General features: G+C 65.4%; 19 protein-coding genes and 2 tRNA genes. 15 read left to right on the top strand and 6 right to left on the bottom strand.

Annotation, left to right across the window (positions count from 1 at the left end; all coding sequences use genetic code 11):
• Positions 1-67: 67 nt before the first annotated feature.
• Genes ettA through ACLQI9_RS13180 form a run of 4 tightly spaced genes read left to right on the top strand, consistent with a single transcriptional unit; the run spans position 68 to position 7,773 of the window.
• Positions 68-1,744: an energy-dependent translational throttle protein EttA gene (gene ettA / locus ACLQI9_RS13195; RefSeq protein ID WP_442380530.1), complete on the top strand. Its 1,677-nt coding sequence runs from the start codon at positions 68-70 to the stop codon at positions 1,742-1,744.
• A gap of 49 nt (positions 1,745-1,793) precedes the next feature.
• Positions 1,794-6,704, top strand: coding sequence for an NAD-glutamate dehydrogenase (locus ACLQI9_RS13190; protein WP_442380528.1), 4,911 nt, complete (start codon positions 1,794-1,796; stop codon positions 6,702-6,704).
• Positions 6,701-7,114 (top strand): acyl-CoA thioesterase, encoded by a 414-nt coding sequence (locus ACLQI9_RS13185; protein ID WP_442380526.1) that lies wholly within the window; start codon positions 6,701-6,703, stop codon positions 7,112-7,114. The genes ACLQI9_RS13190 and ACLQI9_RS13185 overlap by 4 nt, the downstream gene beginning before the upstream one ends.
• Positions 7,115-7,146: 32 nt before the next feature.
• Complete coding sequence (locus tag ACLQI9_RS13180) at positions 7,147-7,773, top strand: hypothetical protein (RefSeq protein WP_442380596.1); 627 nt, start codon at positions 7,147-7,149, stop codon at positions 7,771-7,773.
• A gap of 33 nt (positions 7,774-7,806) precedes the next feature.
• Here ACLQI9_RS13180 and ACLQI9_RS13175 read toward each other — a convergent pair whose 3' ends face one another.
• Genes ACLQI9_RS13175 through ACLQI9_RS13165 form a run of 3 tightly spaced genes read right to left on the bottom strand, consistent with a single transcriptional unit; the run spans position 7,807 to position 10,864 of the window.
• Positions 7,807-8,841, bottom strand: coding sequence for a pyridine nucleotide-disulfide oxidoreductase (locus tag ACLQI9_RS13175; protein WP_442380524.1), 1,035 nt, complete (start codon positions 8,839-8,841; stop codon positions 7,807-7,809).
• A 53-nt stretch (positions 8,842-8,894) separates the two neighbouring features.
• Positions 8,895-10,469, bottom strand: coding sequence for a glycoside hydrolase family 13 protein (locus tag ACLQI9_RS13170; protein WP_442380522.1), 1,575 nt, complete (start codon positions 10,467-10,469; stop codon positions 8,895-8,897).
• A complete protein-coding gene (locus ACLQI9_RS13165) occupies positions 10,469-10,864 on the bottom strand; it encodes a globin (RefSeq protein WP_442380520.1) in 396 nt (131 codons plus the stop codon). The genes ACLQI9_RS13170 and ACLQI9_RS13165 overlap by 1 nt, the downstream gene beginning before the upstream one ends.
• 156 nt (positions 10,865-11,020) lie before the next feature.
• Between ACLQI9_RS13165 and ACLQI9_RS13160 the strand changes: the two genes are divergently transcribed.
• The 3 genes from ACLQI9_RS13160 to ACLQI9_RS13150 all read left to right on the top strand — a co-directional run bounded on the left by ACLQI9_RS13160 (position 11,021) and on the right by ACLQI9_RS13150 (position 12,438).
• Positions 11,021-11,683 carry an HNH endonuclease gene (locus ACLQI9_RS13160; RefSeq protein ID WP_442380518.1) on the top strand — a complete coding sequence of 221 codons (663 nt, stop codon included), beginning with the start codon at positions 11,021-11,023 and terminating at the stop codon, positions 11,681-11,683.
• Positions 11,684-11,747: 64 nt separating this feature from the next.
• Entirely contained in the window at positions 11,748-11,984 is a 237-nt protein-coding gene (gene ctaJ, locus ACLQI9_RS13155) for an aa3-type cytochrome oxidase subunit CtaJ (protein ID WP_442380595.1), read from the top strand.
• A complete protein-coding gene (locus tag ACLQI9_RS13150) occupies positions 11,971-12,438 on the top strand; it encodes a DUF5130 domain-containing protein (RefSeq protein ID WP_442380516.1) in 468 nt (155 codons plus the stop codon). Before ctaJ ends, ACLQI9_RS13150 begins: the two co-directional genes overlap by 14 nt.
• Before the next feature lie 15 nt (positions 12,439-12,453).
• On the opposite strand, the gene pepN is transcribed toward ACLQI9_RS13150, so the two are convergent.
• The gene (pepN, locus tag ACLQI9_RS13145; protein ID WP_442380514.1) at positions 12,454-15,033 is read right to left on the bottom strand and encodes an aminopeptidase N; all 2,580 of its coding nucleotides are present in this window, start codon (positions 15,031-15,033) and stop codon (positions 12,454-12,456) included.
• A gap of 130 nt (positions 15,034-15,163) precedes the next feature.
• On the opposite strand from pepN, the gene ACLQI9_RS13140 reads away from it, so the two are divergent.
• From ACLQI9_RS13140 to ACLQI9_RS13125, 4 genes are all read left to right on the top strand, one after another.
• Positions 15,164-15,775, top strand: coding sequence for a mycothiol-dependent nitroreductase Rv2466c family protein (locus ACLQI9_RS13140; RefSeq protein WP_442380512.1), 612 nt, complete (start codon positions 15,164-15,166; stop codon positions 15,773-15,775).
• 42 nt (positions 15,776-15,817) lie between these two features.
• Positions 15,818-16,300 (top strand): ribose-5-phosphate isomerase, encoded by a 483-nt coding sequence (locus ACLQI9_RS13135; protein WP_442380510.1) that lies wholly within the window; start codon positions 15,818-15,820, stop codon positions 16,298-16,300.
• Between the two features lie 5 nt (positions 16,301-16,305).
• A complete protein-coding gene (locus ACLQI9_RS13130) occupies positions 16,306-17,112 on the top strand; it encodes an Fpg/Nei family DNA glycosylase (RefSeq protein ID WP_442380508.1) in 807 nt (268 codons plus the stop codon).
• 385 nt (positions 17,113-17,497) lie between these two features.
• Positions 17,498-18,244 (top strand): hypothetical protein, encoded by a 747-nt coding sequence (locus tag ACLQI9_RS13125; protein ID WP_442380506.1) that lies wholly within the window; start codon positions 17,498-17,500, stop codon positions 18,242-18,244.
• Between the two features lie 389 nt (positions 18,245-18,633).
• On the opposite strand, the gene ACLQI9_RS13120 is transcribed toward ACLQI9_RS13125, so the two are convergent.
• Together ACLQI9_RS13120 and ACLQI9_RS13115 are read right to left on the bottom strand one after the other, a co-directional pair.
• The gene (locus ACLQI9_RS13120) at positions 18,634-19,836 is read right to left on the bottom strand and encodes a serine hydrolase domain-containing protein (RefSeq protein ID WP_442380593.1); all 1,203 of its coding nucleotides are present in this window, start codon (positions 19,834-19,836) and stop codon (positions 18,634-18,636) included.
• A gap of 125 nt (positions 19,837-19,961) precedes the next feature.
• Positions 19,962-20,035, bottom strand: a tRNA-Gly gene (locus ACLQI9_RS13115).
• Positions 20,036-20,160: 125 nt separating this feature from the next.
• On the opposite strand from ACLQI9_RS13115, the gene ACLQI9_RS13110 reads away from it, so the two are divergent.
• From ACLQI9_RS13110 to ACLQI9_RS13095, 4 genes are all read left to right on the top strand, one after another.
• Positions 20,161-20,234, top strand: a tRNA-Pro gene (locus tag ACLQI9_RS13110).
• A gap of 66 nt (positions 20,235-20,300) precedes the next feature.
• A complete protein-coding gene (gene tig, locus ACLQI9_RS13105; RefSeq protein WP_442380504.1) occupies positions 20,301-21,761 on the top strand; it encodes a trigger factor in 1,461 nt (486 codons plus the stop codon).
• A 95-nt stretch (positions 21,762-21,856) separates the two neighbouring features.
• Complete coding sequence (locus ACLQI9_RS13100) at positions 21,857-22,465, top strand: ATP-dependent Clp protease proteolytic subunit (protein WP_442391751.1); 609 nt, start codon at positions 21,857-21,859, stop codon at positions 22,463-22,465.
• Positions 22,462-22,626: ATP-dependent Clp protease proteolytic subunit (locus ACLQI9_RS13095; protein ID WP_442391753.1), on the top strand; the 165-nt coding region annotated here is incomplete at its 3' end. The genes ACLQI9_RS13100 and ACLQI9_RS13095, both read left to right, overlap by 4 nt.

Raw genomic sequence — 22,626 nt, 5'->3', positions numbered from 1 at the left:
AGCCGGACCATCTGCCTAGGATGGGTCGCGGGCAACCTCGCGACATTCAGAAAGGCAAAAACGCTGCATGGCTGAGTTCATCTACACGATGAAGAAGGTCCGCAAGGCGCACGGCGACAAGGTGATCCTTGACGACGTCACGTTGAGCTTCTATCCGGGCGCCAAGATCGGCGTCGTCGGCCCCAACGGGGCAGGTAAGTCGAGCGTCTTGCGGATCATGGCCGGGCTGGACAAGCCGAACAACGGTGAAGCCTTCCTGGCCACCGGTGCCACCGTCGGCATCCTGCTACAGGAGCCGCCGCTGAACGAGGAGAAGACCGTTCGCGGCAATGTCGAAGAAGGGCTCGGCGACATCAAAGTCAAGCTCGACCGGTTCAACGAAGTCGCCGAACTGATGGCCACCGACTATTCCGACGAGTTGATGGAAGAGATGGGCCGGTTGCAGGAGGAGCTCGACCACGCCGACGCGTGGGATCTCGACTCGCAGCTCGAGCAGGCGATGGACGCACTGCGCTGCCCGCCGCCTGACGAGCCGGTCACGAACCTGTCCGGCGGCGAGCGCCGTCGGGTGGCGCTGTGCAAGCTACTGCTGTCCAAACCGGACCTGTTGCTTCTCGACGAGCCGACCAACCACCTGGACGCCGAGAGCGTGCAGTGGCTCGAGCAGCACCTGGCCGCTTACTCAGGGGCGGTCCTGGCGGTAACCCACGACCGATATTTCCTGGACAACGTCGCGCAATGGATCTTGGAGCTCGACCGCGGCCGCGCCTACCCCTACGAGGGCAACTACTCGACCTATCTGGAGAAGAAGGCCGACCGGCTGGCGGTGCAGGGCCGCAAAGACGCCAAGCTGCAGAAGCGGTTGCAGGATGAGCTGGCGTGGGTGCGTTCCGGCGCCAAAGCCCGCCAGGCCAAGGGCAAAGCCCGCCTGCAGCGCTATGAGGAGATGGCCGCCGAGGCGGAGAAGACGCGCAAGCTCGACTTCGAGGAGATCCAGATCCCCACCGGCCCGCGGCTGGGCAACCTGGTGGTCGAGGTCGAGCACCTCGACAAGGGGTTCGAGGGCCGCACGCTGATCAAGGACCTGTCGTTCACGCTGCCGCGCAACGGCATCGTCGGCGTCATCGGTCCCAACGGCGTCGGCAAGACCACGCTGTTCAAGACCATCGTCGGGCTTGAGCAGCCCGACAGCGGCACCGTCAAGGTGGGCGAGACGGTCAAGGTGAGCTACGTCGACCAGTCGCGGGGCGGCATCGACCCGAAGAAGACGGTGTGGCAAGTCGTCTCCGACGGGCTGGACTACATCCAGGTCGGGCAGAACGAGATTCCGTCGCGGGCCTATGTCTCGGCGTTCGGGTTTAAGGGACCCGATCAGCAGAAGCCGGCCGGGGTGCTGTCCGGTGGTGAACGCAACAGGCTCAATCTGGCGCTCACGCTCAAAGAAGGCGGGAACTTGATCCTGCTGGACGAGCCGACCAACGACCTCGACGTCGAGACGCTGGGCTCGTTGGAGAACGCGTTGGAGAAGTTTCCCGGCTGCGCGGTGGTGATTTCCCACGACCGCTGGTTCCTCGACCGGACGTGCACCCACATCCTGGCGTGGGAGGGCGACGAGGACAACGAGGCCAAGTGGTTCTGGTTCGAGGGCAACTTCGGAGCCTACGAGGAGAACAAAGTCGAACGGCTCGGAGCCGAAGCGGCGCGTCCGCACAGGGTGACTCACCGAAGGCTGACCCGGGACTAGTGTCAGGCCTACCAGCGCTGGTGTGCGTGCTGAGGCAGGAGCAGTCGGCATGACGGGTCACCGCGGATCCAGGTCAGAGTGGCTGGCTTCTCCTCCGCCCGCTGCGCGGGCGGCATCGTCGCCCGGCCGCAGCCTTCAGGGTGCTGCGGACTGGACGAAGTTCGCTAAGCCTGAGGACATTCCCGAGTGGATCTCGAAGGCGTACACAGACACCTACCAGGGCCCGCACGACGACGATGCCGCAGCCGACCGAGGGTCGGCCGACGGCTCCACTGCTGCCGCGGCGGTGACGCCAGCACTGCTTGCCGCGCACTACCGGCTTGGTCTGCACCGGTCGACTGGAGAAAGCCGAGTCGCCATCTATCCGCCCGACGATCCGGGCGGGTTCGGCCCCGCGCTGCAGTTGGTCACCGACAACGGCGCGATGCTGATGGATTCGGTGACGGTGCTGCTGCACCGGCTTGGTGTGGCGTACGCGGCGATCATGAACCCGGTGTTCCAGGTCCGCCGCAGCCCAGACGGAGATCTGCTGAGCGTCGAGCCGAAGACCGCAGAGAGCTCAGCGAGCGGCGGTGTCGAAGAGACCTGGGTCCACGTACAGCTTTCGCCCTCGGTTGAGCGCGAGTCGCTGCAGGAAGCCGAAAGACTGTTGCCGGGTGTGCTCGCCGATGTGCGTCGGGTCGCAGCGGACTCGGCCGCGATGATCGCCATACTCAGCGACCTGGCCAACGACGTGGAGACCAACGCGAACGGTCGTTACCCGGGGCCGGATAGCGGCGATGTGGCGGCGCTGTTGCGCTGGCTGGCCGACGGGCATTTCACGCTGCTGGGCTATCAACGCTGTCCAGTGCGCGACGGACGCGTGTCGGGCGATGACGCGACCACCAGCCTCGGTGTGCTGCGCCGGCGCAAGGGCTCCCGTCCTCGTCTGACCGACGACACCGAACTGCTGGCGTTGGCGCAGACAAACGTTGCCAGCTATCTGCGCTTCGGCGCTTACCCGTATGTCGTCGCCGTCCGCGAAAACGCCGACGGCAGTGTCTTCGAGCACCGCCTGATCGGGCTCTTCACAGTCGCTGCCATGAACGCCGATGTGCTGGAGATCCCGATCATTTCGGGCAGGGTCCGCGAGGCGCTCGGATTAGCCGACCTCGATTCTGGCCATCCGGGGCAGCTGCTGCTCGACGTCATCCAGACCGTGCCGCGCTCGGAGCTTTTCGCGCTCAGCGCCGAGCAGCTGTTGGCGATGGCCAAGTCCGTGGTGGATCTGGGATCCGGGCGCCGAGCACTGCTGTTCTTGCGCGCTGACCGACTCGAGTACTTCGTCTCGTGTCTGGTCTATCTGCCCCGCGACCGCTACACCACGGCCGTGCGCTTGCAGATCGAGGACATCCTGGTCCGCGAGTTCGGTGGCTCCAGCCTCGAATTCACCGCTCGCGTTACCGAATCGCCCTGGGCGCTTCTGCATTTCATGGTCCGGCTGCGCCCCGACGGCGCCTCGCAGATCGACACCTCCGAAACCAACCGAGTCCGCATTCAGGCGATGCTGACCGAAGCCGCGCGCACCTGGTCCGACCGGCTGATCAGCGAGGCGGCGGGCGCCGCCGTCGGACCCGTCGAGGCTGAGCATTACGCGGCGGCGTTCTCCGAGGCGTACAAACAGGCCGTCACCCCGACCGAGGCGATCAACGACATCGCCATCGTCGAAGAGCTCACTGACGATTCGGTCAAACTCGTGCTCTCCGACCACAACTATGACGACACCGCCCGGCTGACTTGGTATTTGGGCGGGCGAACGGCCTCACTGAGTCAGTTGCTCCCGATGCTCCAATCCATGGGTGTGGTGGTGCTCGAGGAGCGACCGTTCACCGTCACCCGGCCCGACGGACTGCCGGTGTGGATCTACCAGTTCAAAATCACGCCGCAACCGACCATCCCGCTGGCGCCGACCGGTCCTGAGCGCGCGGCGACCGCGAAGCGCTTCGCCGATGCGGTCACCGCGATCTGGGAAGGCCGCGTCGAGACCGACCGGTTCAACGAGCTGGTGATGCGCGCCGATCTGACCTGGCAGCAGGTCGTGCTGCTGCGCAGCTACGCGAAATATCTGCGACAAGTCGGTTTTCCGTACAGTCAGTCCCACATCGAATCAGTGGTGAACGAAAACCCAAATACCGCAAAGTCGTTGGTCAGGCTGTTCGAGGCGTTGTTCGATCCGGCGCCTTCCGGTTCGGCGAAGAGCCGAGATGCTCAAGCTGCCGCTGCGGCGGTCGCCGCGGATATCGACGCATTGGTGAGCCTGGACACCGACCGCGTCCTGCGGGCATTCGCCTCGCTTATCCAGGCCACCATACGCACCAATTACTTTGTGACACGCAAGGGCTCGGCCCGCAGTCAAAATGTGCTGTCGCTGAAGTTGGATGCGCAGCTGGTCGAGGAGCTTCCGCTGCCGCGGCCCAAGTTCGAGATCTTCGTGTACTCGCCCCGCGTCGAAGGTGTGCACCTGCGATTTGGCTATGTGGCGCGCGGCGGCCTGCGTTGGTCGGACCGTCGGGATGATTTCCGCACCGAGATCCTCGGTCTGGTCAAGGCCCAGGCGGTGAAGAACGCCGTCATCGTGCCGGTCGGCGCCAAGGGCGGCTTCGTCGTCAAACGGCCGCCCCTGCCCACCGGCGACTCCGGTGCCGACCGCGAGGCCACCCGAAACGAAGGCATCGCCTGCTACAAGCTGTTCATCTCTGGATTGCTCGACGTCACCGACAACGTCGACCACACCACCGGCAAGGTCAGCACGCCCGCAGAAGTGGTCCGGCGCGACGACGATGACGCCTACCTGGTGGTGGCTGCGGACAAAGGCACCGCGACGTTTTCCGACATCGCCAACGATGTTGCAAAGTCCTACGGGTTCTGGCTGGGCGACGCCTTCGCGTCCGGCGGGTCGGTCGGCTATGACCACAAAGCGATGGGCATCACCGCCAAGGGCACCTGGGAAGCGGTCAAACGGCACTTCCGGGAGATGGGGGTCGACACCCAGACCGAGGACTTCACCGTGATGGGCGTCGGCGACATGAGCGGCGACGTGTTCGGCAACGGCATGTTGCTGTCCAAGCACATTCGATTGCTGGCCGCGTTCGACCACCGCCACATCTTCCTCGACCCCGATCCCGATCCGGCCGCCTCCTGGGAGGAACGACGGCGGATGTTCGATCTGCCCCGCTCCAGCTGGGACGACTACGACAAGTCACTGATCAGCGAGGGCGGCGGGGTGTACAGCCGTGAACACAAAACGATTCCGATCAGCGACCAGGTTCGCGCAGCCCTGGGAATCCAGGACGACGTCACCGAGATGGCACCACCCAATCTGATGCGCGCGATCCTGCAGGCGCCGGTGGATCTGCTGTTCAACGGCGGCATCGGCACCTATGTCAAGGCCGAGGCGGAATCCGACGCCGACGTGGGCGACCGTGCCAACGACCCGGTGCGGGTCAACGCGAACCAGTTGCGCGCCAAGGTCGTTGGCGAGGGCGGCAATCTCGGCGTGACGGCGCGGGGCCGGGTCGAGTTCGATCTCTGTGGCGGCCGGATCAACACCGACGCGATGGACAATTCGGCCGGCGTGGACTGTTCCGACCACGAGGTCAACATCAAGATCCTGATCGACGCCCTGATCACCGCGGGCAAGGTCGAGCCGGGTGAACGTACCCAGCTGCTAGAGTCGATGACCGACGAGGTCGCCGAATTGGTGCTCGCTGACAACGCCGACCAGAGCGACCTGATGGGCACCAGCCGCGCCAATGCGCCCATCCTGCTGCCCGTGCATGCCGACCAAATCAGATACCTGGTGACCGAGCGGGGGCTGAACCGCGAACTCGAGGCGCTGCCCTCGGATAAGGAGATAGCACGACGACTCGAGGCCGGCCTCGGGCTTACATCACCGGAACTCGCGACGTTGATGGCGCACGTCAAGCTGACGCTCAAAGACGAACTGTTGAACACCGATCTGCCGGATCAAGAAGTATTCGCCAGCAGATTGCCGCGATACTTCCCGTCGGTGCTGCGCGACCGTTTCGGTCCGGCGATCCGCTCCCACCAGCTGAGGCGGGAGATCGTGACCACGATGCTGGTTAACGATCTGGTCGATACCGCCGGCATCAGCTATGACTACCGGATCGCCCAGGACGTCGGCGTCAGTCCGGTGGACGCGGTGCGCACCTATGCGGCGACCGATGCCATCTTCGGGGTGGACCAACTGTGGCACAATATCCGCGCGGCGGACGTGTCGATCGCGGTATCTGATCGGATGACATTGGATACCCGTCGGCTGATCGACCGAGCCGGACGCTGGTTGCTCAACTACCGTCCGCAACCGTTGGCGGTCGGTGCCGAAATCAACCGATTCGCCAAGAAGGTGGAGACGCTGACCCCGCGCATGTCGGAGTGGCTGCGGGGTGACGACAAGGCGATTGTGGGAAAGGAAGCCGCGGACTTCGTCTCGCAGGGCGCATCCGGAGAACTGGCCTACATGGTCGCCGGCGGTTTGTACCGGTACAGCTTGCTTGACATCATCGACATCGCCGACATCGAGGACCACGACCCCGCCGAGGTCGCTGACACGTATTTCGCGCTGATGGACCGCCTGGGCACTGACGGTCTGCTGACCGCGGTCTCCGCGTTGCCACGCAGCGATCGCTGGCATTCGTTGGCGCGCTTGGCGATTCGCGACGATGTTTACGCCTCATTGCGGTCGTTGTGTTTTGACGTGCTCGCTGTCGGTGAACCGGACGAAAGCGGTGAAGAGAAGATCGCCGAATGGGAACACACCAGCGCTTCGCGGGTGGAGCGCGCGCGGCGGACGCTGACCGAGATCTACGAGAGTGGCCAGACGGATCTGGCCACCCTGTCGGTGGCGGCACGGCAGATTCGCCGCATGACGAGTACCAGCGGGCGGGGATCCTCAGGGTGAGCACGGGTTTCGTCGCGCCTGTCCCGGTCCGGTGGTCGGACATCGATATGTACCAGCACGTCAACCACGCGACCATGGTCACGATTCTCGAAGAGGCCCGCGTCCCATTCCTTTCGCATGCGTTCGGTGCGGACATCACCAGCATCGGTCTGCTGATCGCCGATGTGCGCGTCACATACAAAGGGCAGCTGCGCCTGGCCGATTCGCCGCTGCAGGTCACCGTGTGGGTGAAACGTTTGCGGGCGGTCGATTTCACACTCGGCTATGAAGTGCGGTCGGTCAACGCCGACCCGGAGTCGAAGCCCGCCGTGATCGCCGAGTCCCAACTGGCCGCATTCCACATCGACGAGCAGCGGCTGGTGCGCCTTTCGCCCCACCATCGGGAATACTTGCAGCGGTGGCTCCGGTAGCCGAGCGGGGACTGTGGCTGGGGCCAGAATCCATGGCCGGCCAGCGCGCGGACTTGGCCGCGTTCGTCGAGCGGACGGCGCGGCTCGACTCCGCCGCGGTGATCCGGCTTCGCGCCCGTGCGGGCGGGCTAATCACGGCTTGGGCGGCCACCGGCTTCGACGTGCTGGCCAGCCGGGTAGTGGCCGGCACCCTGCGGCCCGACGACTTATCCGTTGGCGCAGACGAATTGGCACGTGGACTGACCGCGGTAGACAGCACCGGCTACGTCAATCCCGGCTCCCCGATGGATTCCGCGTGGCGGGGTGGTTTGCCGCCGGACTCAGGTTTCACCCACCTCGACGACGTACCCGCGCGCCTGATGCTGGATTTGGCGCAGCGCGGCGCGCAGCTGGCCAAAGAGCACGGCAGCGCCCAGGGCCCGCCGGTGTCGCTGCTCGACCAGGAGGTGATCCGGGTCAGCTCAGCCGACGTCAGCGTGGGCGTACCCATGCGGTGTGTATTCGCCTTGACTGCAATGGGTTTCCTACCGCAGTCATCGGAGGCTGTGGACGCCGACGAGATCGTGCGGGTCCGCGCATTGCCGGTCTGGTTGCGCATCGACGCGCGGTTCGGTTCGGTGTATCGGCGGCGCGGCGACCCGGCGCTGGTGCTGCGCTGATCCGTCCCCTTGTTCGCCGGATAGGAATTTCCGCTATGCGGGATACCGGAACCACAACGGCAGAACCGAATGAAGGTGATCTATGAACTTCTTCAAGCCCACTCGGTATTCTACGTAGCCGTAGCGGTCTGTCGCGCGCGCGGGAAACGCAATGCCGAGACCGAATAGTCCGGGAGCCAGAATGCCGTTGTTAGGGTTGTAATCTAGCTGGCCCCACTGCTTCGTCTCAGGCAACGTTCTCCGCTCGAAGCCGACCGTGTAAACGGCGCGGTCGCATTCGGCAAGCTTTTCTTCGAAGTCCGGGCTAGATATCCAGCACCGCTCCAAGCGGTCTGGGTACACGTCGTCGATATTTTCTCGAGCCCACACAGCCGCTCGTCCTTTGAGACCGGAATCGTCGAACAGGATCCAGTCGTCCAGGTTTACCGCGTATCTGAGCGGGCTGCGGTAGAAATTGATCACTTTCTCGACAGGGTGACGCAACAGATGCGGCAACGCGATCATCGAGGAGTGCGAAGAACCAAACACGGCGACTGTGGCGTCTCCCAAGGGTTCTCCCGCGAGCTTCTCGGGATCGAGCGCGACTTCTACGGGAATCTCCTTTAGCTGGGGGTAGGCGAGCTTTTTGGGAACCGCGCCAACGGCCAAGACCACGTTTTTCGAGGTAAGTTGCTGCTGCTCCGTTTCAATTCTCCACTGCCTTCTTTCTAAGAAGAGAGCGGTCGCCGTCGTTTCAAAGGGCTGCACCCGCTCACGCAGGTGTTCGGTGACCCACACCAAAGGATCAGCGACCAAGGCGAGGGTGCAGGTCTCTTGAGGGTCCGCGTCGCGCAGTGGCATACGAGGCGCCGCTGAGAACCGGAATGCGGATGAGCCATTCAAATAGCTCAGGAAGAGGCCAACCTGCGTGTTACTCGACACCGACCGCCACTTGCCGCCGAGGTCGCCGGCCGCGAAGGCAGGATCGATCCAGGCGATGTCCTCGGGCGCTATGCCGTGATCGAGGAGCTTGCCTACCGCCGCGATTCCCGCAGGTCCGGCGCCGATGACTGTCCACGCGTAGGCCATGGGTTATGTATAGAGACGCGGGTGGCGATGCGCTACTGGTGGGGGTCGGGCGACTACACGAGCCACGCCGCCGCGTTCGGCGGCAACTTCCGGTCAACCAGCGGCGCGCTGCTCAGAATCAGGTCTCCGTCCGGCAGCGGCAGCGGCCGCTTGCCAGTGTTCAGTGCACAACGCAGCCCGTCGTCACCGCGGGCGAACACCAGCGCGCCGCGCGGTGCGGCCAGCCACTCGACCCGATTTCCGGTGAACTCCACACGGCTACGCCGTATTTCGAGCGCGTGCTGGAAGAACGCCAACGTCGAGTCGGGTTCGCCGAGCTGATTTTCGGCGGTCAGGGCCGCCCATTCCGGCGGTATCGGCAGCCAGGTGTCGGGTGATGTGGAGAACCCGAACGGGGGAGAGTGGCCGTGCCACGGCATCGGAATGCGGCACCCGTCGCGGCCGCGTACGGTGTGCCCCGAGCGTTCCCACGTCGGATCCCGCAGCGCTTCGTCGGGCAACTCGACGTTGGGCAGCCCCAACTCCTGCCCGTTGTAGATGAACACCGCGCCCGGCAGGGCGAGCGTAACCATCGCCATCGCCCGCGCCCGATCGAGTCCGACGGCGCGATCGCCGTAGCGGCTGGGTCCCCGCTCGACATCGTGATTTTCCAACGTCCATGTGGGAGTTGCGTTTTCAATCGCCGCCGCAGCCAGGGTGTTCTCGATCGCATCGTGGATGTCTGCGATGTCGAATTCGGCTCGCACCATGCGGAAATTGAAGCCCAGGTGCAGCTCGTCGGCGCGCAAGTACTCGGCCCAGCTGGCGTTGTCGAAAACCCAAACCTCTCCGATGGTCACTGCCTCGGGATAGTCGTCCATGACCGTGCGGATGTCGCGGTGAATCGCGTGCACATTAGGGTGATTGAACCGTGGATCACCGTCGCTGAGCATCCTTGGCCGCATTTCGACATCGGTGTCCGGAAGGCCCGGCGGCTTAGCCATCCCGTGCGCGACGTCGATGCGGAACCCGTCGACGCCACGCTCCAGCCAGAACCGCAACGTCTTCTCAAGATCGTCGAAGACCTCTGGGTTGTCCCAGTTGAGGTCCGGCTGTTCGACGTCGAAGAGATGCAGATACCACTGGCCCGGATTACCGTCCGGCTCCACGACCCGGGTCCAGGACGGTCCGCCGAACACGGACTGCCAGTTATTCGGCGGCTCCAGCCCACCGGGTCCCCGACCGTCGCGGAAGATGTAGCAGTTCCGGGCGGCGCTGCCTGGTTCGGCGGCCAGCGCCTCCTGAAACCAGGGATGCTGCGAGCTGGTGTGGTTGGGCACCAAATCCATGGTGATCTTGATGTCGCGCTCATGGGCTGCGGCGATCAGTCGCTCAAAAGCGGCCAGGCCGCCGAACAGCGTATCCACATCGCGCGGGTCCGCCACGTCGTAGCCATGGTCGGCCATCGGCGACACCATGACGGGGCTGAGCCAGAGCGCGTCGACGCCCAGCCGGACCAGATAGTCCAGCCGCGACGCCACTCCGTCGAGGTCACCCACGCCGTCGCCGTTGCTATCGGCAAAGGACCGCGGATACACCTGATAGAACACCGCGCGCGACCACCACGGCTCACGTTGTTGGGATGTCATCAGAAGGCGGAATTCACCAGCGAGTGCGCGGCCATCTCCAGGTAGTCGAGCAGCTCCTTACGATGCGCGTCGTCGAGAGTGTCGGAGTCGATGGACGCGATTGCCGTGTGCATGCACCGCAGCCAGGCGTCGCGCTCGAACGGGCCGATCTGGAACGGAGCGTGCCGCATCCGCAGCCGGGGATGGCCGCGCTGGTCGGAGTAGGTTCGCGGGCCGCCCCAATACTGCTCGAGGAACATCCGCAGCCGTTCCTCCGCGCCCGCCAAGTCGTCTTGCGGGTACACCCGACGCAGAATTTCGTCCTCGGCGACCAGCTCGTAAAAACGCGACACGATCGCGTGGAAGGTGTCCGCGCCACCGACCGCGTCGTAAAAGGACTGTTGTAGTTGTTCCATCACCTCCATTGTGGGGCATCGGGACCGACGGCCGGGTGCATGTCACCCGTCGGCGCAGAAGTTGGCACCGCCTGTTCACCGGATTGACCAGCCAACACCAGCCAATTTGGCGTGCGATCGATGGCGAATCGTGGTGGACTGGTCGGCGGAGGACGTATGTCGCAGGGCAAAAGACGCCGCAGCCACCGCAGTTCAGGTGCCGCGGCAGGGCTAACCGGGCCCGCAACCGGCCCATGCCTGCACAGTGTGTCCAGCGTCCCCCCCGTCTCTCACTCGCCCGTTTCGCATGACACCGGATCTATCTGGAATCGCCGGCGTGTGCTGCTGCTGAACTCCACCTACGAGCCGCTGACCGCGTTGCCCGTCCGTCGGGCCATCATCATGCTGATCTGCGGCAAAGCCGACGTCGTGCACGACGATCCGTCCGGACCCGTCCTTCACTCGGCGACCAGATCGATCGCGTTGCCGTCGGTGATTCGGCTGCGGTCATACGTCCGAGTGCCCTACCGGGCTCGTGTCCCGATGACCCGGGCCGCACTGATGCACCGTGACCGCTTCTGTTGCGCGTACTGCGGGGCCAAGGCCGACACCGTCGACCATGTGGTGCCACGGAGCCGCGGCGGCGATCACTCCTGGGAGAACTGCGTCGCATGCTGCTCAACCTGTAACCACCGAAAGGGTGACAAGTTGCTCACCGAACTCGGCTGGTCGCTGCGGTTGGCGCCGACCTCGCCGAAAGGCCAGCACTGGCGGCTGCTGTCGACGGTCAAAGAACTCGACCCGTCGTGGGCGCGATACCTGGGCGAAGGCGCGGCCTAGCACGGTTTGTTGTCTGACTGCACCCGATGACCGCCGGTGGGATACGGTTTGCGTCGTGAGCATGATGGAAATCCACCTCTACTTAGTGGGCATCCCGTTGTTGCTGGTGATCGTGCTGGTGGCGCTGATCTGGTCGCACAAGGGACCGCACCCAGCGACCTACAAGATGTCCGAGCCATGGACGCATGCCCCAATTCTGTGGGCCGCCACCGACGAGGTTCTCGGTAACGGTCACGGGGCGCATTCTGGCCACGGCACATCGGAATTCAGCGTGGGGGGTGGCGCGAGTGGCAAGTGGTGAGGTCGCAACCGTCACGCCCGCGGAGTTGCCCAACGGCTCGGTGATCACCACCAGCGGGCGGATCTCCGGGGTCACCGAACCCGGAGAGGTGTCGGTGCACTACCCGTTCCCCATCGACGACCTGGTCACCCTTGACGACGCGTTGACCTACGGGTCGCGGGCCGCCGGCGCGCGGTTCGCCGTCTACATCGGGGACCTGGGCAGCGACACCGCAGCGCGAGCCCGCAAGGTCCTGGGCAGGGTACCGACGCCGGATAACGCCGTGCTGATCGCCGTCTCACCCGACCAGCATGTGATCGAGGTGGCCTACGGCTCCCAGGTGCGCGGCCGGGGCGTCGAGTCGTCCGCACCGCTTGGTATCGCCGCCGCGGCGTCGGCGTTCCAGGAGGGCCACCTGATCGACGGCCTGGTCAGCGCGGTCCGGGTGACCAGCGCCGGTATCTCGCCGGCCTAGCCGCTTTCCGCGCCGTCAGGCCGCCCCGCCGTCGAACCGACGCGCCCGCAGCGACCGCTCGACGCCGGCCCGGCCCTCGAGTACCAGTCGGCGCAGCGCCGGAGGCAGTCCGGGGTCGGCAAGAAATTGGTCCGCGGCCGCGAGGCCGTCGTCACTGATGTCCCACGACGGGTACAGACCGACCACCACTGTCTGGGCGACCTCGCTGGACCGGCGGTCCCACACGCCGCGGATCGCGGCGAAGTAGCGGGCGCCGAACGGCTTTAGCAGCTCGGCCTGCCCGGGCTCGACGAAGCCGGCGATGATCGAGCGCCCGACGATGTTGGGCAGTGTGTCGTCTTCGATGACCTGGCTCCAGGCCTGCTCCTTGACGGCCAACTGCGGCCGCGCCGCCGAGGCTTGGGCCCCTTGCCGCTTGCCTGCTGCCGTCGGGTCGCGCTGCACCTCGGCATCGATGAAGGGCGTTTGCGGGCCGTCGGCGTCGACATCGCCGGCCGCGGCCAGCGCAGTGACGATGCGCCAACGCAGATCGGTGTCGATCGACAGACCGGCCAGTCCCAAGTCGGCGGGGTCATGGTCGAGCAGGTCGGCCAGCACCACGACATGCCGGGTCGACAGCACAGATGTGCACAGCGCATTGACGAAGGCCAGCTGATGGTCCGAACCCGCCTGCGCCCCGCGGGCCAACTCCAGCAGCCGGTCAGCGAAAGCCGGCCAGCCGTCCGAACGGGCCCAGTCGGGGTCGGCGTAAGAACCCAGTGCGGTCTGCGCCTGCAGCAGTAGCCGCTGCGCTACCCCTACTTCGGTCTCGGCCTGAACGCCGCCGGCGACCAGTGACACGAAGTCGCGGGCGCGCAGTTCGGCGTCGCGGGTCATCTCCCAGGCCGCCGACCACACCAGTGTGCGCGGCAGCGGCTCGGCGATGTCGGCGATGCGGTGCAGCGCGGTCTGCAGCGACTCGGGGTCCAGCCGCAGCGAGCAGTAGGTCAGGTCGTCATCGTTCACCAGAATCAACTTGCCCCGCGAAACATTAACCAGCGCAGGAACTTCAGTGCTCGCGCCGCTGATGTCGAGCTCTTCGCGATGCACTCGCACCAAGCGACCGGTTCCGTCGTCGTCGTAGATGCCGACCGCCAGCCGGTGCACCCGAGTCTCGCCGGCGCCGGGCTCAGCGCCGCTTTGCGTCACCGCGAACCGGGTGAACCGGCCCTGCTCGTCAACGTCGAAGTCGGGGCGCAGCGTGTTCAGGCCGGTGGTCTTGAGCCACTGTCGGCCCCAGTCGGACAGGTCGCGGCCGGAGGCCTTTTCCAGCGCGGCCAGCAGATCGTCGAACGTGGCGTTGCCGAACGCGTGAGCGCGGAAATAGTCGCGCAGACCGGCCAGGAAATGCTCCAGCCCGACATAGGCCACCAGCTGCTTGAGCACACTGGCGCCTTTGGCGTAGGTGATGCCGTCGAAGTTGACCTCGACGGCGGCCAGGTCGGGAATGTCGGCCGCCACCGGATGCGTCGTGGGTAGCTGATCCTGCCGGTAGGCCCACGACTTTTCGGTGTTGGCGAATGTCGTCCAGGCTTGGGTGAATTCGGTGGCCTCGCTTTCGCACAGCACCGAGGCGAAGGTGGCGAAAGACTCGTTGAGCCACAGGTCGTCCCACCACCGCATGGTGACCAAATCGCCGAACCACATGTGCGCCATCTCGTGCAGCACCGTTTCGGCGCGACGCTCATAGGACGCGCGGGTGACCTTGCTGCGGAACACGTAGTCCTCCAAGAAGGTCACCGCGCCGGCGTTCTCCATGGCGCCCGCATTGAACTCCGGGACGAACAGCTGGTCGTATTTGCCGAACGCGTATGGGACGCCAAAGTTCTTGTGATAGAAGCCGAATCCTTGCTTGGTCTGGGTGAACAGCCGGTCGGCATCCATGAACTCGGCGAGCGTGGCGCGGCAGAAGATGCCCAGCGGAATTTCGCCGTACTCGTCGCTGTAGGTGTCATCCCAGCGTGCATACGGGCCGGCAATCAGCGCCACCAGGTAGGTGCTCATCCGCGGTGTGGTGGCAAACATGTGCACGCCGCCCTCGACGCTGAGCGCGGCACCGTTGGACACGACGTGCCAGTGCTGCGATGCGGTCACCGACAGATCGAACGTCGCTTTGAGGACGGGCTGGTCGAAGCAGGCGAACATCCGCTTGGCGTCGGCAGTTTCGAACTGCGAGTACAAATAGACTTCGTTGTCGACCGGGTCGACGAATCGGTGCAGACCCTCGCCGGTGTGAGAGTAAAGGCAGTCCGCGTCGACCACGACGATGTTGCGCTCGGCCAGACCGGTCAGCGCAATTCCGGTCGACTCGTTGTACGCGGACACGTCGAGGTCGCGGCCGTTGAGAGTCGCACTGCGCACCGTCTCGGCGGCGAGGTCGATGACGGTGTCGGCGCCGGCGAGCGCATCGAACTGCACGGTGGTGATCGAGCGGAAGGTGCGTTCGCCCGGCCCGCCGTTGCCGTCGGTCAGATCCAGGTCGATCCGGTAACTGTCGACGGTGATCAGCGCAGCGCGTTCGGCGGCTTGGTCACGGGTGAGGTTCGGAAGTGCCACATGTCCAACTTAAGCGGTGCGACGATGCTGGCCGCTTGGTGGCGGGGCAAACAGTCCCAGGGACGGGAACAGGACCGCCGCGGCTAAGGTTGTGCTGGACGGCTAGTCGACCGTCGAGGAGAGGACTCCCATGCCTGACAAGTCAGTTGCCGATTTTTGGTTCGATCCGCTGTGCCCGTGGGCATGGATCACCTCCCGCTGGATCTTGGAGGTGGAGAAGGTCCGCGACATCGACGTCAATTTCCGGGTGATGAGCCTGGCGGTGCTCAATGAAAACCGCGAAGGTCTGCCCGAGGAATACAAGGAACGGTTGGCCAAGGCGTTCGGGCCGGTACGGGTGGCGATTGCCGCCGAGCAGGCCCATGGCGCCAAGGTGCTCGCGCCGCTGTACACGGCGATGGGCACCCGCATTCACAACGAGGGCAACAAAGACCTGGACGACGTTATCAAGCAGTCGCTCGCGGAGGTCGGTTTGCCGAGCGAGCTGGCCGACGCCGCCAACACCGACGTCTACGACGACGCCTTGCGCAAGAGCCATCACGCCGGGATGGACGCCGTCGGCGACGACGTCGGCACACCGACCATCCACGTCAACGGGGTGGCGTTCTTCGGCCCCGTGCTGTCGAGGATTCCGCGCGGCGAGGAGGCCGGCAAGCTATGGGACGCCTCGGTGACCTTCGCGGCCTACCCGCACTTCTGGGAGCTCAAGCGGAGCCGTACCGAGCCACCGGAATTCGACTGATCGCATTGCGCCGTTCAGTTCAGCCGGGTAAGGATTGCGGGCATGCGCGTCTACCTGGGTTCTGACCACGCCGGATTCGAGCTCAAACAGCAGATCATCGAGCACTTGAAGGAAACCGGACACGAGCCGATCGACTGCGGTGCCTTCAGCTACGACCCCGAGGACGACTACCCGGCGTTTTGCATCGCGGCCGCGACGCGCACACTCGCCGACCCGGGCAGCTTGGGCATCGTTCTGGGTGGATCGGGCAACGGCGAACAGATCGCCGCGAACAAGGTGCCTGGAATCCGATGTGCATTGGCGTGGAGCGTCGAAACCGCATCACTCGCTCGTGAGCACAACAACGCCCAGCTGATCGGCATCGGTGGTCGCATGCACACCGTTCCCGAAGCGTTGGCCATGGTTGACGCCTTCTTGACCACGCCGTGGTCGAAAGCCGAACGGCACCAACGACGCATCGACATTCTCGACGAGTACGAGCGCACCCACCAGGCACCTTTGGTGCCCGGCGGCGAAGCTGGATAGCCTCCGTGCCCGAAGGGCATACCCTGCATCGACTGGCCCGGCTGCACCAGCGCCGATATGCCGGTGCGCCAGTGGCAGTCTCGAGTCCGCAGGGGCGGTTCGCTGCGGACGCATCCGCAGTCGACGGCCGGGTATTGCAGCGCGCCAGCGCGTGGGGTAAGCATCTGTTCCACCACTATGTCGGCGGCTCGACCGTGCATGTGCACCTCGGGCTGTACGGCACCTTCACCGAATGGCCACTGCCGCGCGATGTTGCGATGCCGGTTGCCGTCGGGCAGGTGCGGATGCGGATGGTCGGCGCGGAATACGGCACCGATCTGCGCGGCCCGACGGTGTGCGAGATTCTCGACGATGCGCAAGTCGCCGATGTGGTGGCTCGGCTCGGGCCCGACCCGCTTCGCCGCGACGCCGATCTGGCGTGGCCGTGGGCACGGATCACCAAGTCGCGCAGGCCAATCGGCGCGCTGTTGATGGATCAGACGGTGATCGCCGGCGTCGGCAACGTCTACCGAAATGAGCTGTTGTTCCGCCATGGCATCGACCCGTATCGGGCCGGCCGGGCGATCGGTCAAGCCGAGTTCGCCGCCGCATGGACCGACTTGGTGGACTTGATGAAGATCGGCTTGCGGCGCGGCAAGATCATCGTGGTACGCCCTGAGCACGACCACGGTGCACCCTCTTACGGCCCAGGTCGGCCGCGCACATACGTGTACCGGCGCGCCGGGGACCCATGCCGGGTGTGTGGGACCACGATCGGCACTGCCGAACTGGAGGGCCGAAACGTCTTTTGGTGCCAAACCTGCCAGACGTGAGCCGGCTGGTTGCAGCATGACGGGATGAACGAAAACGGTCGGGTTGGTAGTTGCTCATCTGACCAAAAGCGTCCGCTAGGCAATCACATAGCTTGCCCCAGTATTCATACTCGCATGAACAAGTTCGCAAGCAGTGTTGCCGCGGCAGCGGTGATGGCCGCCGGTTTGGGGTGGGTCGGTTTGGCCGCCGCTACCGAGGTTCAAGCGCAACCTGGGCCCAACATCAATTGGTGCCCGGGCGATTTCTGGGATCCGACGTGGGGCACTAACTGGGACTGGAACGCCTGTCACGGCAGCTGGCAACCGCCCCCAAACAACATTCCTGGACCTACCGTCACCCGAGCTGTACCAGGTGGGCCGGGACCGGTCCGCCCCGGAGGCCCTGGTGGGCCAGGAGGACCGGGTAACCCTGGTGGACCTGGGCCTGGTAGGCCTGGTGGGCCAGGACCTGGAGGCCCCGGCGGACCTGGAGAACCCGGCGGGCCAGGAGGACCGGGTGGGCCAGGTGGACACGAACCCGGCGGCCCTGGGGGTCACGGCGGACACGGGCCTGGCGGACCGGGAGGGCCCGGCGAACCGGGTGGACCTGGAGGACCGGGTGGACATGGAGGCCCCGGCGGACCTGGAGAACCCGGCGGGCCAGGAGGACCGGGTGGGCCAGGTGGACCTGGAGGCCCTGGGGAGCCTGGTGGGCCTGGTGGACACGAACCGGGCGGTTCGGGGCCCGAGGGACAGGGACCGGGTGGCCCCGGATCTGGGCCAGAAGCGGGCGCACCTGGGCCGAACGGCTCTGAGCCGGGCGCGCCTGCGCCGGAACCTGCCGGACCCGGACCGGATGCCGGCGCACCTGCACCTGACGCGGGCTCACCTGCACCGGATGCCGGCGCGCCTGCACCAGATTCCGGCTCGTCTGCGGGCGCCGACTCATCCGGGGGTGTCGACTCATCTGCCGGTGCGGACTCGTCTGGCGGAGGCGATTCATCCGGTGGCGGCGACTCATCCGGTGGCGGCGACTCATCCGGGGGAGGCGACAGCTGATACCGAAGGCGGCGAAACCGCGCGGCTGCGAATTCGTCTGGCAATTGAGGGGTTTCGGGTGTTATATCCAACTCTGCATTCCTATGCAGTGTGAAGAACGCACCCCCAATGAGGACAGAAGGGCCGCATGAAAAACGTCGTGCGGTTTGCCGCAGCAACCGCCGTGATGGCCGCCGGTTTGGCATCAGCCGGTCTGGGCGCTGCAACGGAGGCTCGAGCTCAGCCAGGCCCGCTCCCGTGGTGGTGTCCAGGTGAATTCTGGGACCCGGGTTGGGGCCCCAACTGGGACTGGGGAGACTGCCACGGCAACTGGCAGGGACCTGGGCCTAACCCTCATCCCGATCCGCACTGGGGACCGGGATGGGGTCCCGGGGAACCGCCTCCGGGCGGGCCGGAATAGTTGTTCATCACCGCCTTGCCAATGCAGGTTCTCCGGCCTGGCGGTGCGGTTTTGCAAGACAGGGGCCAGCGCGAGCGGTCGGCTCAGTTCTTCTTGACCCCGAGCGCCGCGTAAATCTCGTCACTGAGCGCCACGCTGCGCGGGTCGGCGTTGGCCTTGGTGGCGTCATACCGGTTCATCACGTACGCGTAACCGATGCGGTGCTCGAGGTCGACGAAACCGAACGAGCCGCCCAGGCCGCCATGGCCCAAAATCCGCGGATTGGGTCCGTTGACGCAGCGCTGGTTGAGCATGTAGCCCAGACCCCACCCGTGGTCGGCGACGCGCGGGCCGAGGACCAGATCCGTGTCGAAGCCGCCCTGCGACACCCGGATCAGATCCATGTGCCGGCGACTGAGCAGTTGCTCCTGCGCCAGCGCGTTGTAGAAGGTCGCCAGTCCCAGCGCCGAGACCTGCCCGTTGGTGCCCGGGAACTCGACCTCGCGCCACAGCTCGAGATCGTTGGAGCCGACTTCGTCGTCGGGTGCGAACCCCATCGATACGGCCAGGCCGGCCTTGGGGTGTTCAGCCAGCGTGGTGGGGTAGCCGGGAGCGTTGACGTCGGCCAGCATCTGGCGGATGTGCGGCTTCTCCACCAGATCGGCGCAGCGGCGTTGCTCGGTGCGCGACAAGCCGATGTGGACCTCGGCGCCGAGTGGCTCGGCGATCTCGGTGCGCAGGTACTGACCCACCGTGCCACCGGTGACCCGGCGGAACACCTCGCCGAGGATGAACCCGAAGGTGGTCATGTGGTAGCCCTGCGCGGTGCCCGGCTCCCACCACGGTTCGGCGGCGGCCAGTCGTTCGCAGACCAAATCCCAGTCGGTGACTTGCTGCCAGGGCAGTCGCTTGCGCGGCCCGATCACCCCCGACCGGTGACTCATCACCATGGCGATGGTGATGGCCTCCTTGCCGGCCTGCCCGAACTCGGGCCAGTAGCGGGCCACCGGCGCATCCAGATTGAGCTCACCGCGCTCGACGAGCTGATGTACGCATGTGCTGGTCAGGCCTTTGGTGCCGGACAGCACGGTGGCCAACGTGTCCACCTGCCACGGCCGGGTACCGGCGGCGTCGGCCGTACCGGCCCACAGGTTAACGACAAGCTCGCCATCCACCCAGGCTGCGACCGCTGCACCGACCTCGTGGCGCAGCGCGAAGTTCTGCTCGAACGCCTCGCGTACCCTCTCGAAGCGCGACGCGCATGAGCCTTGAACATCGCGAGCGGCCGTGGCGCCTGTGTGCTGAATTTTAGGCCTCCTCAGCCTGGCCGGATTGGGCCCAATCGGCCGCCGGCTGCATTTGTCGGCCTCCGGGGCTTCGTCGGCCTGCTCAGCCTCTTCAGCCTAGTCGGCCGTTGTGTCAAATGCCCGCTTGGAGCGGGCGACGGGAATCGAACCCGCGTAGCTAGTTTGGAAGACTAGGGCTCTACCATTGAGCTACGCCCGCGTGTATTAGTCGAGCGCGACTGTACGTCGCGGCAGACATCAAATCCAAATGATGCCGTCCCGTGATCTGGTTGTGAGGCCGTTACTGGAATGGCGCGGCTTGGCCGTAGGATCGCGAGGTCAGCGCGGGGTGTAGCGCAGCTTGGTAGCGCATCCGCTTTGGGAGCGGAAGGCCGCAGGTTCAAATCCTGTCACCCCGACCGGCACGCCACGGCCAACGGGCATCCACCAGCAGAAGACCGCCAGTACAAACGAGGAGCAAACCCGTGAAGAGCACCGTCGAGCAGTTGAGCCCCACCCGGGTTCGCATCAACGTTGAGGTGCCTTTCACCGAGCTGCAGCCCGACTTTGACAGGGCCTACAAAGAGCTGGCCAAGCAGGTGCGACTGCCGGGGTTTCGTCCCGGCAAGGCGCCGGCCAAGCTTCTGGAGGCGCGCGTCGGCCGCGAGGCGATGCTCGACCAGGTCGTCAACGAGGCATTACCCGGCCGCTACGGCCAAGCCGTCACCGAATCCGACGTGCGACCGCTGGGCCAGCCCGATATCCAGGTGACCAAAAAGGAGTACGGCCAGGAGCTGGTTTTCACCGCCGAGGTCGACGTACGACCTGAGATCACGCTGCCCGACCTGAGTTCGCTGGCGATCACGGTGGATCCGATCAAAGTCGGCGACGAGGACGTCGATGCCGAACTGCAGTCCTTGCGTGCCCGGTTCGGCACCCTGACCGGAGTCGAGCGGCCCGCCGCGACCGGCGACTTCGTCTCGATCGACCTGTCGGCCAACATCGACGGCGAAGACGTGCCCGAGGCATCGACGAAGGGCCTGTCACATGAGGTCGGCTCCGGCCAGCTCGTCGACGGCCTCGACGATGCGATCGTCGGCCTGTCAGCCGGGGAAAGCCGGACCTTCACCACCACGATGGCAGCCGGTCCGCACGCCGGGAAGGAAGCCGAAGTCACCGTGACTGTCGGCCCGGTCAAGGAACGCGAGCTGCCCGAGCCCGATGACGAATTCGCGCAGCTGGCAAGCGAATTCGACACCATCGACGAGTTGCGCGCCAGTCTGGCCGATCAGGTGAGCGGGGCCAAGCGCGTCCAGCAGGCGGAGGAGATCCGCGTCGCCGCGTTGGATGCCTTGCTAGAGCAGGTCGACATGCCGCTGCCGGAAGCGATCGTGCAGGCCCAGGTGGACAACACCTTGCACAGCGCGCTGCATGGCCTCGATCACGACGAAGCCAAGTTCGCCGAAGCGCTGGAAAAGCAGGGTTCGTCGCGCGAAGAGTTCGACGCGAACACCCGCTCGAACGCCGAGAAGGCCATCAAGACGCAGTTGCTGCTGGACGCACTGGGCGACGACCTCGACATGCAGGTGAGCCAGCAGGACCTCACCGAACGGCTGGTGCTGTCGTCGCAGCAGTACGGCATCGAACCCCAACAGTTGCTCGCCTACCTCCAGGAGAACAATCAGCTGCCGGCGATGTTCGCCGACGTGCGGCGCGGGCTGACCATCGCCGCCGCGGTCGAGGCGGCGACGGTCACCGACACCGACGGCAACGTCGTCGACACCGAGGAGTTCTTCGGCACGCGCTCCCAACCGGAGGCCGGGAATGATGGGAAGGCCGCGGGAGTCGAAAAGGTCGGCGAGGAGGGCGAGGAAGAGGAAGCTGAAGCCGTGGACGCCAGAGAGGCCGCTGCCTCCTCCGAGGAGCCGTCGGGCGATACGAAGTGACGCTGTGAGCGAACGCGGGGACTTCGGGGAGTGCGCGGCGGCCCCGGTTGGTTAGTGTCGGTGAATACGGAACTCGAGAAAGCAGGTAAGCCACTGTGAGCCGTGCGACTGAAATGCGGGCGAACGCGGGGGGTCTGAACCTCGTCGATTCGGTCTATGAGCGTCTGCTCTCTGAGCGCATCATTTTCCTGGGGTCGCAGGTGGATGACGACATCGCGAACCGGCTGTGCGCGCAGATCTTGCTGCTCGCGGCCGAAGACTCCAATAAGGACATCTCGCTGTACATCAACTCTCCGGGCGGATCGATCAGCGCCGGGATGGCGATCTACGACACGATGGTGCTGGCGCCGTGCGACATCGCCACTTACGGGATGGGGATGGCCGCGTCGATGGGCCAGTTCCTGCTGGCCGCCGGCACCAAGGGCAAGCGTTACGCGCTGCCGCACGCCCGCATCCTGATGCACCAGCCGCTGGGCGGCGTGACCGGCAGCGCGGCCGACATCGCGATCCAGGCCGAGCAGTTCGCCGTCATCAAGAAGGAGATGTTCCGGCTCAACGCGGAATTCACCGGCCAGCCGATCGAACGCATCGAGGCGGATTCCGACCGCGACCGATGGTTCACCGCCCCGGAGGCCCTCGAATACGGTTTCGTCGACCACATCATCACCCGCGCCGCTCACATCACCAACGGAGAAGCCCAATGAACCCCGAGACCCAGCCCCAGGCGCGCTATATCCTGCCGTCGTTCATCGAGCACTCCAGCTTCGGCGTCAAGGAGTCCAACCCCTACAACAAGCTGTTCGAGGAACGCATCATCTTCCTGGGCTCGGACGTGAACGACGAAGTCGCCAACCGGCTGTGCGCA

The sequence above is a fragment of the Mycobacterium sp. genome, assembly GCF_052143115.1.
Classification (GTDB): Bacteria; Actinomycetota; Actinomycetes; order Mycobacteriales; family Mycobacteriaceae; genus Mycobacterium.
The sequence above is the reverse complement of the archived record's forward strand: the minus strand, read 5'-3'. Positions and strand labels throughout refer to the sequence as shown.

Coding starts and splice junctions, on each gene's coding strand:
- ettA (WP_442380530.1), top strand. CDS start 68: ATGGCTGAGTTCATCTACACGATGAAGAAGGTCCGCAAGGCGCACGGC.
- ACLQI9_RS13190 (WP_442380528.1), top strand. CDS start 1,794: ATGACGGGTCACCGCGGATCCAGGTCAGAGTGGCTGGCTTCTCCTCCG.
- ACLQI9_RS13180 (WP_442380596.1), top strand. CDS start 7,147: ATGGCCGGCCAGCGCGCGGACTTGGCCGCGTTCGTCGAGCGGACGGCG.
- ACLQI9_RS13175 (WP_442380524.1), bottom strand. CDS start 8,841: ATGGCCTACGCGTGGACAGTCATCGGCGCCGGACCTGCGGGAATCGCG.
- ACLQI9_RS13170 (WP_442380522.1), bottom strand. CDS start 10,469: ATGACATCCCAACAACGTGAGCCGTGGTGGTCGCGCGCGGTGTTCTAT.
- ACLQI9_RS13165 (WP_442380520.1), bottom strand. CDS start 10,864: ATGGAACAACTACAACAGTCCTTTTACGACGCGGTCGGTGGCGCGGAC.
- ACLQI9_RS13160 (WP_442380518.1), top strand. CDS start 11,021: ATGTCGCAGGGCAAAAGACGCCGCAGCCACCGCAGTTCAGGTGCCGCG.
- ctaJ (WP_442380595.1), top strand. CDS start 11,748: ATGGAAATCCACCTCTACTTAGTGGGCATCCCGTTGTTGCTGGTGATC.
- ACLQI9_RS13140 (WP_442380512.1), top strand. CDS start 15,164: ATGCCTGACAAGTCAGTTGCCGATTTTTGGTTCGATCCGCTGTGCCCG.
- ACLQI9_RS13135 (WP_442380510.1), top strand. CDS start 15,818: ATGCGCGTCTACCTGGGTTCTGACCACGCCGGATTCGAGCTCAAACAG.